General features: G+C 72.2%; 14 protein-coding genes. 7 read left to right on the forward strand and 7 right to left on the reverse strand.

What is annotated here, in order from left to right:
• Nucleotides 1–104: 104 nt before the first annotated feature.
• The gene (locus tag ACFYXC_RS04460) at nt 105–587 is read right to left on the reverse strand and encodes an ATP-binding protein (RefSeq protein WP_388908038.1); all 483 of its coding nucleotides are present in this window, start codon (nt 585–587) and stop codon (nt 105–107) included.
• 245 nt (nt 588–832) lie between these two features.
• Between ACFYXC_RS04460 and ACFYXC_RS04465 the strand changes: the two genes are divergently transcribed.
• Genes ACFYXC_RS04465 through ACFYXC_RS04495 form a run of 7 tightly spaced genes read left to right on the forward strand, consistent with a single transcriptional unit; the run spans nt 833 to nt 7097 of the window.
• Nucleotides 833–1684, forward strand: coding sequence for an STAS domain-containing protein (locus tag ACFYXC_RS04465; RefSeq protein ID WP_389546823.1), 852 nt, complete (start codon nt 833–835; stop codon nt 1682–1684).
• Nucleotides 1681–2052, forward strand: a complete 372-nt coding sequence (locus ACFYXC_RS04470; RefSeq protein WP_388908034.1) for an STAS domain-containing protein — start codon at nt 1681–1683, stop codon at nt 2050–2052. The genes ACFYXC_RS04465 and ACFYXC_RS04470 overlap by 4 nt, the downstream gene beginning before the upstream one ends.
• Nucleotides 2053–2066: 14 nt before the next feature.
• The gene (locus ACFYXC_RS04475; RefSeq protein ID WP_389546826.1) at nt 2067–2471 is read left to right on the forward strand and encodes an anti-sigma regulatory factor; all 405 of its coding nucleotides are present in this window, start codon (nt 2067–2069) and stop codon (nt 2469–2471) included.
• The gene (locus ACFYXC_RS04480) at nt 2459–3526 is read left to right on the forward strand and encodes an ATP-binding SpoIIE family protein phosphatase (RefSeq protein WP_389546829.1); all 1068 of its coding nucleotides are present in this window, start codon (nt 2459–2461) and stop codon (nt 3524–3526) included. The genes ACFYXC_RS04475 and ACFYXC_RS04480 overlap by 13 nt, the downstream gene beginning before the upstream one ends.
• Nucleotides 3527–3541: 15 nt before the next feature.
• Nucleotides 3542–4993 (forward strand): sensor histidine kinase, encoded by a 1452-nt coding sequence (locus tag ACFYXC_RS04485; protein WP_389546832.1) that lies wholly within the window; start codon nt 3542–3544, stop codon nt 4991–4993.
• The gene (locus tag ACFYXC_RS04490; RefSeq protein WP_388908026.1) at nt 4990–6594 is read left to right on the forward strand and encodes a SpoIIE family protein phosphatase; all 1605 of its coding nucleotides are present in this window, start codon (nt 4990–4992) and stop codon (nt 6592–6594) included. The genes ACFYXC_RS04485 and ACFYXC_RS04490 overlap by 4 nt, the downstream gene beginning before the upstream one ends.
• Nucleotides 6595–6638: 44 nt before the next feature.
• A complete protein-coding gene (locus ACFYXC_RS04495; protein ID WP_388908024.1) occupies nt 6639–7097 on the forward strand; it encodes an RpiB/LacA/LacB family sugar-phosphate isomerase in 459 nt (152 codons plus the stop codon).
• 12 nt (nt 7098–7109) lie between these two features.
• Here the strand turns inward: ACFYXC_RS04495 and ACFYXC_RS04500 are convergent, their stop codons facing one another.
• From ACFYXC_RS04500 to ACFYXC_RS04525, 6 genes are all read right to left on the reverse strand, one after another.
• Nucleotides 7110–8165: a YbhN family protein gene (locus tag ACFYXC_RS04500; RefSeq protein WP_389546836.1), complete on the reverse strand. Its 1056-nt coding sequence runs from the start codon at nt 8163–8165 to the stop codon at nt 7110–7112.
• Nucleotides 8166–8330: 165 nt separating this feature from the next.
• Nucleotides 8331–8945, reverse strand: a complete 615-nt coding sequence (locus ACFYXC_RS04505) for an ATP/GTP-binding protein (protein WP_388908020.1) — start codon at nt 8943–8945, stop codon at nt 8331–8333.
• The gene (locus ACFYXC_RS04510) at nt 8932–9288 is read right to left on the reverse strand and encodes a DUF742 domain-containing protein (protein WP_189770589.1); all 357 of its coding nucleotides are present in this window, start codon (nt 9286–9288) and stop codon (nt 8932–8934) included. Before ACFYXC_RS04510 ends, ACFYXC_RS04505 begins: the two co-directional genes overlap by 14 nt.
• A gap of 1 nt (nt 9289) precedes the next feature.
• A complete protein-coding gene (locus ACFYXC_RS04515; protein ID WP_388908017.1) occupies nt 9290–9715 on the reverse strand; it encodes a roadblock/LC7 domain-containing protein in 426 nt (141 codons plus the stop codon).
• An 11-nt stretch (nt 9716–9726) separates the two neighbouring features.
• A complete protein-coding gene (locus tag ACFYXC_RS04520) occupies nt 9727–12147 on the reverse strand; it encodes a nitrate- and nitrite sensing domain-containing protein (protein ID WP_389546840.1) in 2421 nt (806 codons plus the stop codon).
• Between the two features lie 216 nt (nt 12148–12363).
• Nucleotides 12364–13377 carry a substrate-binding domain-containing protein gene (locus tag ACFYXC_RS04525; protein ID WP_388908013.1) on the reverse strand — a complete coding sequence of 338 codons (1014 nt, stop codon included), beginning with the start codon at nt 13375–13377 and terminating at the stop codon, nt 12364–12366.
• Nucleotides 13378–13425: the final 48 nt, after the last annotated feature.

Raw genomic sequence — 13425 nt, forward strand, 5'->3', positions numbered from 1 at the left:
GCGCCGCCCTCGACCTCTCCCAGATGCACATCTCCCGCCTGCTCACCCGCACCCTCAACCGCCTCCGCGCCGGACTCCTCGCCGCCTGACGCGGGACCGGCGGATCAGCGCGCGGCGGAGCCGGTCCCGGAGCCGCCGGCGGCCGGCTGGTCGGCCAGGGCGATGGACGCGGTGACGCTCTTGCCGGCCGGCTCCAGGTCGACCCGGAACGCGTGGGCGACGGCCATGACGATCTCCAGGCCGTGCTGACCGACCCTGCGCGGATCGACCGGGCGGGCGGTCGGCCGGGCACGGACGCCGTCCCGCACGGTCACCGTCACCATGGCGTCCGCGATGCGCAGCTCCATCGTCAGGGGGCCCGGCGCGTACTTGTGGGCATTGGTGACCAGTTCGCTCACCACCAACTGGGTGAGGTCCGTCGCGCGGGCGGAGACCGGGACGCCGTGGTCCGTATGGGCGCGGGTGAGGAAGCCGGCTGCGAAGTGACGTGCCGCGGCGATACGGGAGCCGCCGCCGTCCAGGGAGAGGGCGGCGGTGAGGGCGGGGGCGCCCGGCGGCCGCGCGCCACCGTTGCCGGCTGACTCCACCTCTGGCCCACCTTCGTTCCGGTTGTGCCCACGCGCCACCTGGGGAACATGGTGACAGACATGCACCCGTCCGGCCCGGTCACGGGATCCGGCGGGCGCTCCGACACGTCCTGGACACCGGCCCCGGCTGCACAGCATCCGCGCACGGCCGCTGCTCCACGGCCACGACTGTCTGCTATGGCCGGTGCCGTAGGCTGCACGGGCCAGTGATGACACGTAAATAGGAACACTGAAGGAGCGCCTGAATGGCGAAGCGAGACAACGCTGTGGACCTGGTCGGGCTCTTGTCGGTAGAGGGTCAGGACCTGGCCGCGACGTGGGTGCGGGAGGTGTCGGGGTCGCTGGGCGGCCGGGTCGGCACGGCCGAACTCGACCGCGAGCTTCGGGAGCTCTACGAAGCCCTGGTGGACGCGTTGCGCCAGGGGGCCACCGACGTCCACTCCGAGCAGATGTCGGAGATCCGCGCCCTGCTGACGGAACTGTCGCGGAACAGGGCCCGCCAGGGGTTCTCGCCCACCGAGACCGCCTTCAGTGTCTTCGCCCTCAAGCGGGTGCTCGAACCCGTCCTGCAGGAGGGGTCCGTCGACGAGATCCGTGCCTATCTGGAGCTGGGCCGCATCCTGGACGGCCTGGGCCTCTTCACGATCGAGAGCTACACGCAGACCCGGGACGAGATCATCACCGCGCAGGCGGAGCAGCTCATGGAGCTGTCCACGCCCGTGGTGCGGCTGTGGGACGGGGTCATCGCGGTGCCGCTGGTGGGCACGCTGGACTCGGCGCGGACGCAGGTCGTGATGGAGAAGCTGCTGCAGGCCCTGGTGGACACGGGCTCGGAACAGGCGATCATCGACATCACCGGCGTGCCCGCGGTGGACACCCAGGTGGCCCAGCACCTGCTCAAGACCATCGTCGCCGCCCGGCTGATGGGCGCCGAGTGCACCGTCTCCGGCATCAGCCCGCAGATCGCGCAGACCATCGTCGCGCTCGGCATCGAGTTCGACGACATCGTGACGAAGGCCAGCCTCGCCGACGCCCTCAAACTGGCGTTGCGCAGGTCCGGCGTGGACCTGGTCGCCCACGAGGACACACGGCGATGAGCGAGCGCATTCCGATCCTGCGGATCGGCGACACCCTGCTGGTGTCCGTCCAGTTCGATCTGGAGGACCAGATGGTGCTGAACCTCCAGGAGGACCTGGCCGAGCAGATCGTGGCGAAGTCGGCCCGCGGCGTCATCATCGACATCAGCGCACTGGAGATCGTCGACTCCTTCGTGGGACGCATGCTGGCGACCGTGGCCGCCATCTCCCGGGTGCTCGACGCCAGGACGGTGGTGGTGGGCATGCGTCCCGCCGTGGCCATCACCCTGGTCGAGCTCGGCCTCTCCCTCGGCGGCGTCGACACCGCCCTGGACCTGGAGAAGGGGCTGGCGAAGCTCCGCCAGTCCACCAGTTCGGCCTTGCGGTGACGGCGCCCTGGGCCGTGGGAGAGAAGCCACAGGTCTATCCCATAGCGCGCAGCGGCGATCTCGTGCACATCCGGCAGGCCGTGCGGGCCCTGTCCCAGCAGTGCAAGCTGTCCCTGGTCGACCAGACGAAAATGATCACCGCGGCCAGTGAACTCGCGCGCAACACCCTGATCTACGGCGGTGGCGGCACGGTCACCGCCGGGCTGGTCAGTGCGGGCGGCAAGCGGGGAGTGGCGGCCGTCTTCGAGGACTCCGGCCCCGGTATCGCCGACGTCGAGCAGGCCATGACGGACGGCTGGACCTCGGGCGGCGGACTGGGGCTCGGCCTCAGCGGTACCCGGCGTCTCGTCGACGACTTCCGCCTGGAGACCGCGCCGGGCGAGGGGACGACCGTGACGATCACCAAGTGGGTGCGGTGAACACCGCGCTCACCCTGGCCGGCGAGGACGTGGCCTGGTTCCGGGACGGCCCCTCGCTGGCCGTGTCCGCCCGGGGCGCGGCCGCCACCCTGGCCAGGCGCCTCGGCCTCAGCGGCCACCGGTCCGCCGAGATAGCCCTCGCCGTCACCGAGGCCGCCACGAACCTGCAGCGGCACGCCGAGGACGGAGCGCTGCTGCTGCGCGTCGTGCGGTCCGGGGACCAGGCAGGCATGGAGTTCCTCACCGTCGACGCGGGACCCGGGATGGCGAACGTGCCCGCCGCCCTGGCCGACGGGAACTCCAGCGCCGGCACCCTGGGCATCGGGCTCGGCGCGGTCGCCCGCCTCGCCGACCACTTCGACCTGCACTCCCTGCCGGGCCGCGGGACGGTGCTGGCCGCGCAGTTCTGGCCGCGCACCGCGGACGGCAGACCCGTCGTCGCCTCCGCGGGGTCGTCCCGCGCCGACGGCGTGACCAGGCCCATCAGCGGCGAGACCGTGTGCGGGGACGCGTGGGCCGTGCGGAGTGTCGCGGCGGCCGGTCCCGGACAGCGCCCGGCGATCCTGGTCATGCTCTGTGACGGCCTGGGCCACGGGCCGCTCGCGGCCCGCGCGAGCCAGGCAGCGGTCAAGGCGTTCCACGCCACCGGCGACCTCGGCCCCGACGGCGTTCTCAACGCGGTGCACGCGGCCCTGCGGGGCACCCGCGGCGGAGCGGTCGCCGTGGCGCGGATCGAGCCCGACGCGGGACGCGTGCGGTACTGCGGCATCGGCAACGTCAGCGGGTTCCTCGTGGGCGGCGGCGGACGCAAGGCCCTGCTGTCCGCTCCCGGCATCGTCGGTTCGCACATGCGGCGACTGCGGACGTTCGAGGAACCCCTCCCGGAGGACGGCGCGCTCGTGATGCACTCCGACGGGCTCACCGAACGCTGGGACCACGGAAACCTGCCGGGTCTGCTGCACCACACCCCGCTCGTCATGGCCGGCCAGCTGCTGCGGGAAGCGGGGGCACGGCGGGACGACGCGAGCGTGGTCGTGGTCAAGGGGGCCTGGTGACCGGCGAGGGACGGGATGAGCGTGGCGGCTGACTCCAACCCCCGCGGCGGTGCGTCCCACGACGGCCGCCCCGCCGCCTCCGGGTCCGCCGACCCGGTGGCGTCCTTCGTCCTGTCCTCGGTGCAGGACGTCTTCGGTCTGCGCCGGACCGCGCAACAGGCAGCGGCGGCACTGGCGTTCGAGCGCCAGGACCAGGTCCGGCTGGCGACCGCGCTGAGCGAACTCGGACGGGACCGGCTCGGCTGCCACGGCCTGGAGGTCTCCTTCGACCTGGTCCCGCCGGGCCGCCCGACGGCACTTCTCGTCACCTTCGCCTGGACCGGCGGCCCGCCCCCGGCGAAGGAGACGCTCGACCTCGCCGCCAGGCTCGTACGGATCGACCACGAGGCCGGTCCGGCGGGCGGCCGCATCATCGTCACCCAGCCGCTCCCGGCGGGCGGCGCCGGCACGGCCGGACAGCGCGCCCGGCTGCGGAAGATCCTCGAAGGCGTCACCAGGTCGACCGAGGCGGACGACCTGCGCGCCCAGACCCGCGACCTGATCGCCACCCTGGAGGAGACCCGCGCCCAGCGGGAGGAACTGCGCCAGCTCAACGAGGAACTGGAAGAGACCAACCGGGGCGTGCTGGCGCTCTACACCGAGCTGACACAGGAACTGGAGACGACCAACAGCGGCGTCCTGGCGCTGCACTCCGAACTGGAGGACAAGCGGCAGCAGTTGCTGGAGGCGAGCGAGGCCAAGACCCGCTTCTGGACGAACATCAGCCACGAACTGCGTACCCCGGTCAACGCCGTGGTCGCGCTCTCCACGCTGCTGCTCGCTCCCGACTCCCACGCCCTCACCGACGAGCAGCGGGAACAGATCGAGCTCATCGCGTCCTCCGGGCACACGCTCCTGTCGCTCGTGAGCGACCTGCTGGACGTCGCGAAGGCGGAAGCCGGCCACCTCGACATCCATCCGGAACCGGTGGACCTGCGCCTGCTGGTCGCCCACCTCAGCGGCCTCTTCCCGGGCGGCCGCGGCGACGACGGGGTCACCTTCGTCACGCCCCGTCTCGAACAGCAGCCCACCCTGGTCACCGACGAGACGCTGCTGGTCCGTATCCTGCGCAACCTCGTCTCCAACGCCCTGAAGTTCACCGAGCGCGGCGAGGTGCGCCTGGACGTCCGGGTCGATCCCGAACCGACGGACCCCGCTGTCGTGTTCACCGTCACGGACACGGGGGTCGGCATCCCGCCCGAGGAACTCAACCGTGTCTTCGAGGTGTTCTACCAGGTCCGCGGCCCCCATCAGCGCGGACGACCCGGCACCGGCCTGGGCCTGCCCTACGCCCGTATGCTCGCCGAACTGCTCAACGGCACCCTCACCCTCACCAGCACCGTGGGTGTCGGCACCCGCGTGGAGGTCCGGCTGCCGGACCTCGGCCACGAGCACGTGAACACCCAGAACCGAAAGGGCGGACCGTGACCGACAGCGCACAAGAACGTCTGCCCGCGACCGTCCTGGTCGTCGACGACAACGAGACGAACCTCTACGTCCTCACCAGCTGGCTGCGGCGCGCGGGGCACACCGTCATCAGCGCCCGTACGGGCGAGGAGGGCCTCGCCCGGGTGGACAGCGGGCCGGGCCCGCTGCCGGACATCGCGATCGTCGACGTCCGGCTCCCCGACCTGAGCGGCTTCGAGGTCAGCGAGCGCATCAAGGGCAACGCGCGGACCGCCCATCTGCCGGTCATCCAGATCTCCGCCGCCGCCATCAGCCCCGCCGACCACGCCGAGGGTCTGAGGCGGGGGGCGGACGCCTACCTCGACCAGCCCATCGACCCGGGCGAACTCCTCGCCACCGTCACCGCCACCCTGCGCTACGCCAGGGCCCGGCAGCGCGCCGAACGCCTCGCCCAGCGCCTCATCGCGCTGAACCGGGCGACGCTGAACGTCTACAGCGCCGTGGGCTTCCACTCGTTCGCGGCGGCGGCCACCGGCGGCGCGGCCGCCCTCCTGACCGGCCCGGCCAGCGCGGTGTTCCTCTCGCCCCAGGCGCAGGCCGTGCACAGCATGACCGACGATCCGCAGGCCCCCGTACGCATCCAGGCCGTCAACGCGGTCCTGCTGAAGCAGCTGGCGGCCCGCAGCCTGAACCAGGACACCGGCGTCACGATCGTCCGCGTCCCGCACGCGCAGTGGCAGGTCCTGCTGCCGGGGGACCACCTCACCGGGGACGTCGCCCTCGCGGTGTCCCGCACCAAGCGGGGCCGTCCCCCGGTCTGCCTGGCCGTCCCCGCGACCTCCCTGCAGAGCGCCGACGACGAGCAGCTCCTGCAGCAGCTGGCCAACGCCAGTGCCCTGGCCCTGGAGGCGCTGCGGACCTACAACGAGGAACACGCCCTGGGGCTGGCGCTGCAACGTTCGTTCCTGCCCAAGCAACTGCCGTCCGTCCCCGGCGTGGACCTGGCCTTCCGCTACCTGCCCGCCTCCGAGCACGCGGAGATCGGCGGGGACTTCTACGAGGCGGTGGAGACGGTCAACGGCCTGCTGCTCGCCATCGGGGACGTGGTCGGGCACTCGGTGACGGCCGCGACGGTGATGGGCGAGGTGCGCCACGCGCTACGGGCCTACGCCATCGAGGGCCACCCGCCGCACCACATCCTGGACCGCCTCGAGACGCTGCTGGGGCAGTCCCAGCCCGGTATCACCGTGACGCTCTGCCTGGTGCTGGTGGAACCGGACGCACGCCGCCTGCACATCGCCAACGCGGGTCACATCCCCCCGCTGGTGATCGACCCGCAGGAGGGGCCGAGGTTCCACGACCCGCACGGCCCGCTGATCGGCCTGGGGCTCAGGCACCCGGCGCCCTCCGTCGTGCCGTCGCCTCCCGGTACCCGCCTACTCATGGTGACGGACGGCCTCGTCGAGACACGGTCCTCCCATCTGGACGCCACCCTCGCCGAGTTCCGCGAGGCCGTGGCCGCGGGCCCGGACGATCTCGAGGAGATGTGCGACCTGCTGCTCAAGCGCTTCGGACAGAACAAGGACGACGACATCGCCCTGATCACCGCCCTGTTCGCCTGAGGCACGCCCGGCCACGCCACGTCCCGCGGAGTATTCTGCGCGGCATGCGGATCTCCGTCTCCTCGGACATGGACGAACCCGTGGCCCGCTCGCTGCTCGCGGAGTTGCGCGAGCGGGGCCACGAGGTGCTGGCGTACGGGGCGCTGCGGCCCGGCGACGACGCGCGGTGGGCGGTGTGCTCGGCGGCGGCGGCCGGTGACGTCGCGGCCGGGCGGGCGGACCAGGCGGTGGTGTGCTGCTGGACCGGTACGGGCGCGTCGATCGCCGCGAACAAGGTGACCGGCGTACGTGCCGCGCTGTGCACGGACGCGTACACGGCCGAGGGCGCCCGCCGCTGGAACGACGCCAACGTCCTGGCCCTGGGGCTGCGCCTGACGTCCGAGCCGCTGCTCAGGGAGATCCTCGACGCCTGGTTCGGCACCGGGCCGGGCACGGACGCCGACGACCGCGAGAACGTGGCCCATGTGGCCCGCCTCGACCACGGCGGCACGACGGCCTCGTAGCCGGGCCGCGGCTCACAGCACCCTGCGGTGGACCAGGGCCGACAGGACCAGCGCGCCCGGCAGCAGGGGCACCCAGACGGTCAGGACGCGGTAGCCGATGACGGTCGTCGTGGCGAGGGCGACCGGCGCACCGAACGCGGCCATGGTGAACACCAGCGCCGCGTCCACGGGCCCGATCCCGCCGGGTGCGGGAACGGCCCCGACCGCCGTGCTGGCCAGGAGCAGCGCGAGGACCACCTGCGCCCAGGACAGCGGGAGCCCGAGCGAGAAGCCGACCGTGGCGATCACGCTGCCCTGCAGCAGGGGCGTCGCCGCCGACCCGCCCCACAGGGCCGCGATCCGGGCGGGCCGCCTGTGCAGCAGCCGTACGTCGGTCAGGGCGGTGCGCACGCAGTCGAGGGCCGGGCGGCGCAGCGGCCGTACGGTCGTCACGAGCAGCGCGGCGGTGACGGCCCCGGCGGTGACGGCCCCGGTGACCAGCAGCACGGTCCGTTCGTCCGGGACGAGTTCACCGAGGCGCAGCAGATCCGGGAGGGCGATGAGGAAGACCAGCAGCACCAGCGTCTTGGCGACCGGCTTGACCAGGGAGTACAGGGCGAGCGAGGCGGTGGCGCGGGGCAGGGGGATGTCCTGCTTCTGGAGGAAGCGCAGGGTGACGGCGTGGGCGCCGATGCTCGCCGGCAGCACATGGTTGGCGGCGCCGGCGGCGAACTGCGAGGCGAGCAGCAGCCCCGGCGGCAGCCGGTCCAGGACGGCGCCCTGCCGTACGCACGCGGCGGCCACCCAGCCCAGGCAGGTGAACAGCAGCGCGGCCGCCAGCCACCAGGGGTCCGCGGCGGCCAGCCGGACGCCTTCCTCACGGACGGTGTGCCGGTCGACCGCCGCCCAGGCCCCGATCAGCAGGAGCGGAAGCAGGGTCAGCGCCCAGCGGGTCCGGCCCCTGACGGAAGGCAGGCGGGCGGCGCGAGAGGACGTGGCGGGAGCGGGAACGGCGGGGGGAGTGGCAGCGAGGGCGGGGGCGGGCGTGGGGAGCGCCCGGGGGACGGTGTCGAGCGGGATCAGGGACACGGCGCACGTCGTCCTTCCGCGTCACACCCGCGCGGCGCGGGGCGGACGGTCACAAGGCGAGGCAGGAGGGGGACGGCCGGAACATGCCCGCCCGGTGTGACGCCACGGTGTCCGCGAGCCGACGGGGCGGGGGCGGCCCGCCGTCGCGCGCACGCCCCCGAGCTCTCAGGCCAGGCTGCTCGGGCGGCCGGTTCCGTCGCTGCGGGCCGAGTTCGCTATCAGCTGGTCTATGAGCGCTATCAGCACGTCCCGGCACGAGTCCCGGTCCCGGGCGTCGCACAGGAGTACGTGGGCGTTCTCCGGCAGCGCCAGGGCGTCCCGGATCTCCTCGGGCGAGTAGGGGTGCTCCCCGTGGAACCCGTTGACGCCGACCACGAACGGGATCTCGCGCCGCTCGAAGAAGTCGATGGCGGCGAAGCTGGACTCCGGGCGGCGGACGTCGACCAGGACCACCGCGCCCAGGGCCCCGATGGCCAGGTCGTTCCACATGAACCAGAACCGCTGCTGCCCGGGCGTGCCGAAGAGGTACAGCACGAGTTCCTGGCTGAGCGTGATCCGGCCGAAGTCCAGCGCCACCGTGGTGGCGTGCTTCTCCGGGATGCCGCCCAGGTCGTCGACGCCCAGGCCGGCCGCCGTGAGCGGCTCCTCGGTGCGCAACGGCACGATCTCACTGACCGAGCCGACCATGGTGGTCTTGCCGACGCCGAACCCTCCGGCGATCAGGATCTTGACCGTGTCGGGTGCTGAGGTCCCCCGGATGACGGGGTCAGAGCCGGCCAAGGCCGTCCCTCACTTTCTGCAGGAGGTCCAAGTCCGAGGTACGGGAGATCTCGCGCGGCGCCCGGGCGGTGATCCGGCCGGCCTCCAGCAGGTCGCAGAGCATGATGCAGACCACGCTCACCGGCAGATCCAGCTGGGCGGCGAGCTCCGCCACCACGACCGGCTTCGCGCACAGCCGCAGGATCCGGGCGTGTTCGGGCTGCGGTCTGGCGGCCCGGGCGGGCGGCGGATCGACCGTCGTGACCGACGTGATGAGGGTGAAGTCGGCGCGGCTGGGCCGGGTGCGGCCGCCGGTCAGCGTGAACGGCCGTACGAGACGGCCCGCCGAGTCGCCTCCGTTCACCTCACTCGCCAGTGTCGGTGGCGACGCCGGCCCGCGGTGCCGCGCTGAGGTGCTCGCCGATCTTCTTCACCAGCATGTTCATCTGGTACGCGACGACCCCGACGTCCGCGCCCTTGCTGGTGAGCACCGCCAGATGGGCGCCGGGGCCCGCCGTGGTGAGGATCAGGTAGCTGTTGGCCATCTCGATGAGCGCCTGGCGTACCGGTCCGCCGCGGAAGTCCATGCTGACGCCCTTGCTGAGGCTCATCAGGCCGGACGCGGTCGCCGCCAGCCGCTCGGCGTCGTCCCGCAGGAACCCCGTGGACCTGCTGACGACCAGTCCGTCCTCGGAGAGCACGACGGCTTGGTTGACCTCGGCGACCCGGTCCACCAGTCCGGTGAGCAGCTGGTCGAGCTGGCTGTGCGTGGCGGGGATGGGGGGTGTCATTTCTTCGTCCTTCATGAGCGGTCTGCGGGCGGAGTCGAGGTGACGGATGCGCCTTCGGGCGTGGCTGCTTCCCCTTGGTCGTACGTCGGTTCCGCGTCGTTGTCACGCGCCTGGAGCGTTCCGCGCTGGAAACCGGCGAGGGAGGAGGCCGCGCGTTCCGCGGTGAAGTCGTCCAGCGAGGCGTCGGCCTCGTCGGCCGTGGAGTCCTCGCGCAACTCGGCGGCCAGACTGGTCTGCGGCACCCGGCGCGGCAGCGGGGCGATGCCGCCGGGCCCCCTGGCGGCACCCGCGTCGGGATGGGACCTGGCGGCGGCGGTCCGGGCCGCGGGAACCTCGGCCGTCCGCGTCCGGGCGACGGGCTGCGCGTCCCGCGGGCGCTCGTGCGTGGGCCCGTCCGGCTCGGCGGCCCCGGCGCTCGTGCTCCGGGCGGCGGCCGCGGCCGGCTCCACGGCCGGGGTCCGCGCCTCCAGGCTCTCCGCCAGGGTCCCGCCGGCGGACTCCGGGGACTCGCGCACCACGATGTCGTGCGGGATCAGCACGATCGCGGTCGTTCCCCCGTACGGCGAGGGACGCAGCGTGACGGCGATGCCGTGCCTCGTGGCGAGGCGGGCGATCACGAACATGCCGAGCCGCAGGTCGTCGGCGAGCGCCACCACGTCGAACTGCGGAGGCTGCGCCAGCTGGGCGTTGAACGAGGAGTAGTCCTCCTCGGACATGCCGAGACCGCGGTCCTCGATCTCCACCGCGAGACCCTTGGCGACCAGGCCGGCCCGTACGCCGACCGGGCTGGGCGCGGGGGAGTACGTGGTCGCGTTGTCGATGAGCTCGGCCAGCAGGTGGATGACGTCGGCCACCGCGGGCGGGGCGAGGAACACCTCCTCGTCGGCCTGCACCTCCACCCGCTGGTACTCGGCCACCTCGCCGACCGCGCTGCGCAGGATGTCGATCAGGGCGACCGGCTCGGTCCAGCTGCGTCCCGGCCGCTCGCCGCTGATGATGACGAGGTTCTCCTCGTAGCGGCGCAGCTGGCTCGCCGTGGAGTCGAGTTCGTACAGGCCCTTCAGGATGTTCGGGTCCTGGTGTTCGCGCTCCAGCGCGTCGAGCTTGGTGAGCTGCAGGTTGACCAGGTTCTGGCTCTGCCGGGCGATGCCCAGGATGACCTTCTGGAAACCGCGCCGGGTGTCGGCGAGTTCCACCGCGGTGTTGACCGCCGTGCGCTGGGCGGTGTTGAACGCCTGTGCCACCTGACCGAGTTCGTCCCGGCCGTAGTCCAGCTCGGGCGTGGCGGACTCCACGTCGACCGTCTCGCCGCGGTCGAGCCGCGCGACCACGTCGGGCAGCCGCTCCTCCGCCAGGCTGAGGGTCGCGATCCGCAGCCCGCGCAGCCGCAGGGACAGGGAGCGGGTGATGCGCCACGACATGATGACGCACACCAGCAGTGCGACGAGTCCGCCGGCGCTCAGCGCGGCCGCCTTGATCAGCAGCCCCTGGGCCTGGTCGTCGCTGCGTTCCAGCAGCGCCGAGGTCTCCTGGCGGATCAGGGCGCTGTACTGCTCCGAGAGCTTGTCGAACGCCGTGTTCCAACGTTTCTGCGCGTCCGGCAGGGCCATCTTCCCGCCGTCGCCGTCCTGCGCCCGGGCCCCGAGCACCATCTCCTCGACGGTCTCCAGGGACCGCCACTCCGGGCCCTGGAGGATCCGCTCGGTCTGTGCCTTCACCGAGCCGCGCAGCGAGGGGACGAGCTGGTCCTCGACGAGGAAGCGCCGGGCGTTGACGAGCTGCGTGAAGTGGCTCCACGACGGCTCGTCGAGTTCGCGCGCGGGCCAGACCAGGTGCAGCTGGGCGTCCTCCTGGGAGACCAGCTCCGCGGAGTGGCTGAGCGCGACGAGCGGCCCCGCCTGCGAGGTGAGGTCCCCGTCGTCGACCTGGGAGATCTCCTGGAAGGCGTGGATCTGGTCGTCGATGATCGAGGTGTACTGGTCGAGCGCCTGCTCGGGGGTGATGTCGGTGGGGTCGTCCACCTGCCCCCGGTAGTACTCCAGGCTTCCCACCGAGGCGATGACCGAGTACATCCGGTCGCGGATCCGGGTGGGCGCCTCCCGGATCCGGTCGGACTGCCCGACCAGGGTCGCGATCGCCTTGTCGGTGAGCTCCCGCTGCTCGTCCAGGGCGGCACGGGAGCTGCCGGGCGAGGCCATCAGCACGGCCGACAGGCTGCGCTCCTTCTGCAGCGCCAGGGTCGCCTCGGTGCCCATGGCCCCGGTCGACCTGCTCAGCCCCGTCTGGTCCCGCAGCCGCAGACCCTCGGAGAACATCTGGATCGTCGTCACACCCCACATGGCGGCGAGGGTGACGCTGGGGACCAGCGCCAGGAGGATCAGCGAGAGACGTATGGAGCCGAGACGGCGGCGGGCGCCTGTCCGTGGAGACATCGTCGTCCTAGTACGTTCAGCGGTGAGCAGGGGGAAGTCGCGGAGGAGGAGGGGTGGTCGACGGGGCGGGGGACACGGGCGGGTGACCGCGTGTCCGGTACACACAGGGCGTCCGCAGGATGCTATCCGTACAAGTGACCGTACGCACCGTGAGTACCCCAAACCTTGTCATCGCCGTTATAAGACGCGCGCCGTTCGGGCATGTCGTGCCGTTGCTCAGCGGGTCCCGTTGGCCGCGTACTTGGCGACCGAGGCGACGTTCTCCTTGGTGACGAACGCCGGTCCGGTGAGCACGGGTTCCTCGCCGCCGCCGCTGACGTTCCCGTTGGTCTCGTACAGCCAGAACGCGTCCACGGCGAGGTATCCCTGCAGATAGGGCTGCTGGTCGACCGCGAACTGCACATCGCCCCGCTGCACGGACTTGACGATGTCGTTGTTGAGGTCGAAGGTCGCGATCTCGGCCTTGCTGTCCGCCTCCTTCACCGACTTGACGGCCTCCAGGGCGAACTGGGCGCCGTTCATGACGACTTCGTCGATGGTCGGATCCTGCCGCAGCGCGGCGGCGAGGGAGTCGATCAGGGCCTCCGAGTCGGTGCCGTCCACGTAGAGCAGGTCGGTCCGGCCGCCGAAGGTCTTCTTCACGCCGGCGCAGCGCGCCTCCACGGCGACGTTGCCCCGTTCGTGGATGACGCAGAGGGCGTGCTTCGAGCGCAGCGAGTCCAGCTTGTCGCCGACCGCCCGGCCCGCGACGCTCTCGTCCTGACCGAAGTACTGCAGGATGCCGCCCGACTTCCAGGCGTCGATACCCGAGTTCAGCCCCACCACCGGGATGCCCGCCGACTTCGCCGCGGCGACCGCGCCCCTCATCGCCTCCGGCTTCGCCAGGGTCACCGCGATGCCGTCGACCTTGTCGGCGACCGCGTCCCGCACCAGTTTCGCCTGGCCCGCGGCGTCGGGGTCGCTCCGGTACGACAGGTCGATGCCGTCCTTGGCGGCCGCCGCCTCGGCTCCCTTGCGCACCCGCTCCCAGAACGCGTCGTCCGGGGCGCTGTGGGTGATCAGGGCGACCTTGATCCCGGCGCCGCCCGCCTTGCCCGCCGTGGTGGCGTCCGAGTCGGCCCCGTCCGAGCCGGTGCAGCCGGACGCGAGCAGGGAGACGGCGGCGCAGGCGGCCAGGGCCGTGCCGCGCGCGGTTCTGGCGGGAAGGGGGCGGGAGGGAGTGGGCTTCATGGGGAAACGGCACCTCGCTGTGCGGCCGACAAGCGGATGGAAGCGTCG

The organism is Streptomyces sp. NPDC002701, from assembly GCF_042889045.1.
Classification (GTDB): domain Bacteria; phylum Actinomycetota; class Actinomycetes; order Streptomycetales; family Streptomycetaceae; genus Streptomyces.

Excerpts from the sequence above, each read along its gene's own strand:
- ACFYXC_RS04465 (WP_389546823.1), top strand. The coding sequence starts at position 833 with ATGGCGAAGCGAGACAACGCTGTGGACCTGGTCGGGCTCTTGTCGGTA.
- ACFYXC_RS04470 (WP_388908034.1), top strand. The coding sequence starts at position 1,681 with ATGAGCGAGCGCATTCCGATCCTGCGGATCGGCGACACCCTGCTGGTG.
- ACFYXC_RS04485 (WP_389546832.1), top strand. The coding sequence starts at position 3,542 with ATGAGCGTGGCGGCTGACTCCAACCCCCGCGGCGGTGCGTCCCACGAC.
- ACFYXC_RS04495 (WP_388908024.1), top strand. The coding sequence starts at position 6,639 with ATGCGGATCTCCGTCTCCTCGGACATGGACGAACCCGTGGCCCGCTCG.
- ACFYXC_RS04515 (WP_388908017.1), bottom strand. The coding sequence starts at position 9,715 with ATGACACCCCCCATCCCCGCCACGCACAGCCAGCTCGACCAGCTGCTC.
- ACFYXC_RS04520 (WP_389546840.1), bottom strand. The coding sequence starts at position 12,147 with ATGTCTCCACGGACAGGCGCCCGCCGCCGTCTCGGCTCCATACGTCTC.
- ACFYXC_RS04525 (WP_388908013.1), bottom strand. The coding sequence starts at position 13,377 with ATGAAGCCCACTCCCTCCCGCCCCCTTCCCGCCAGAACCGCGCGCGGC.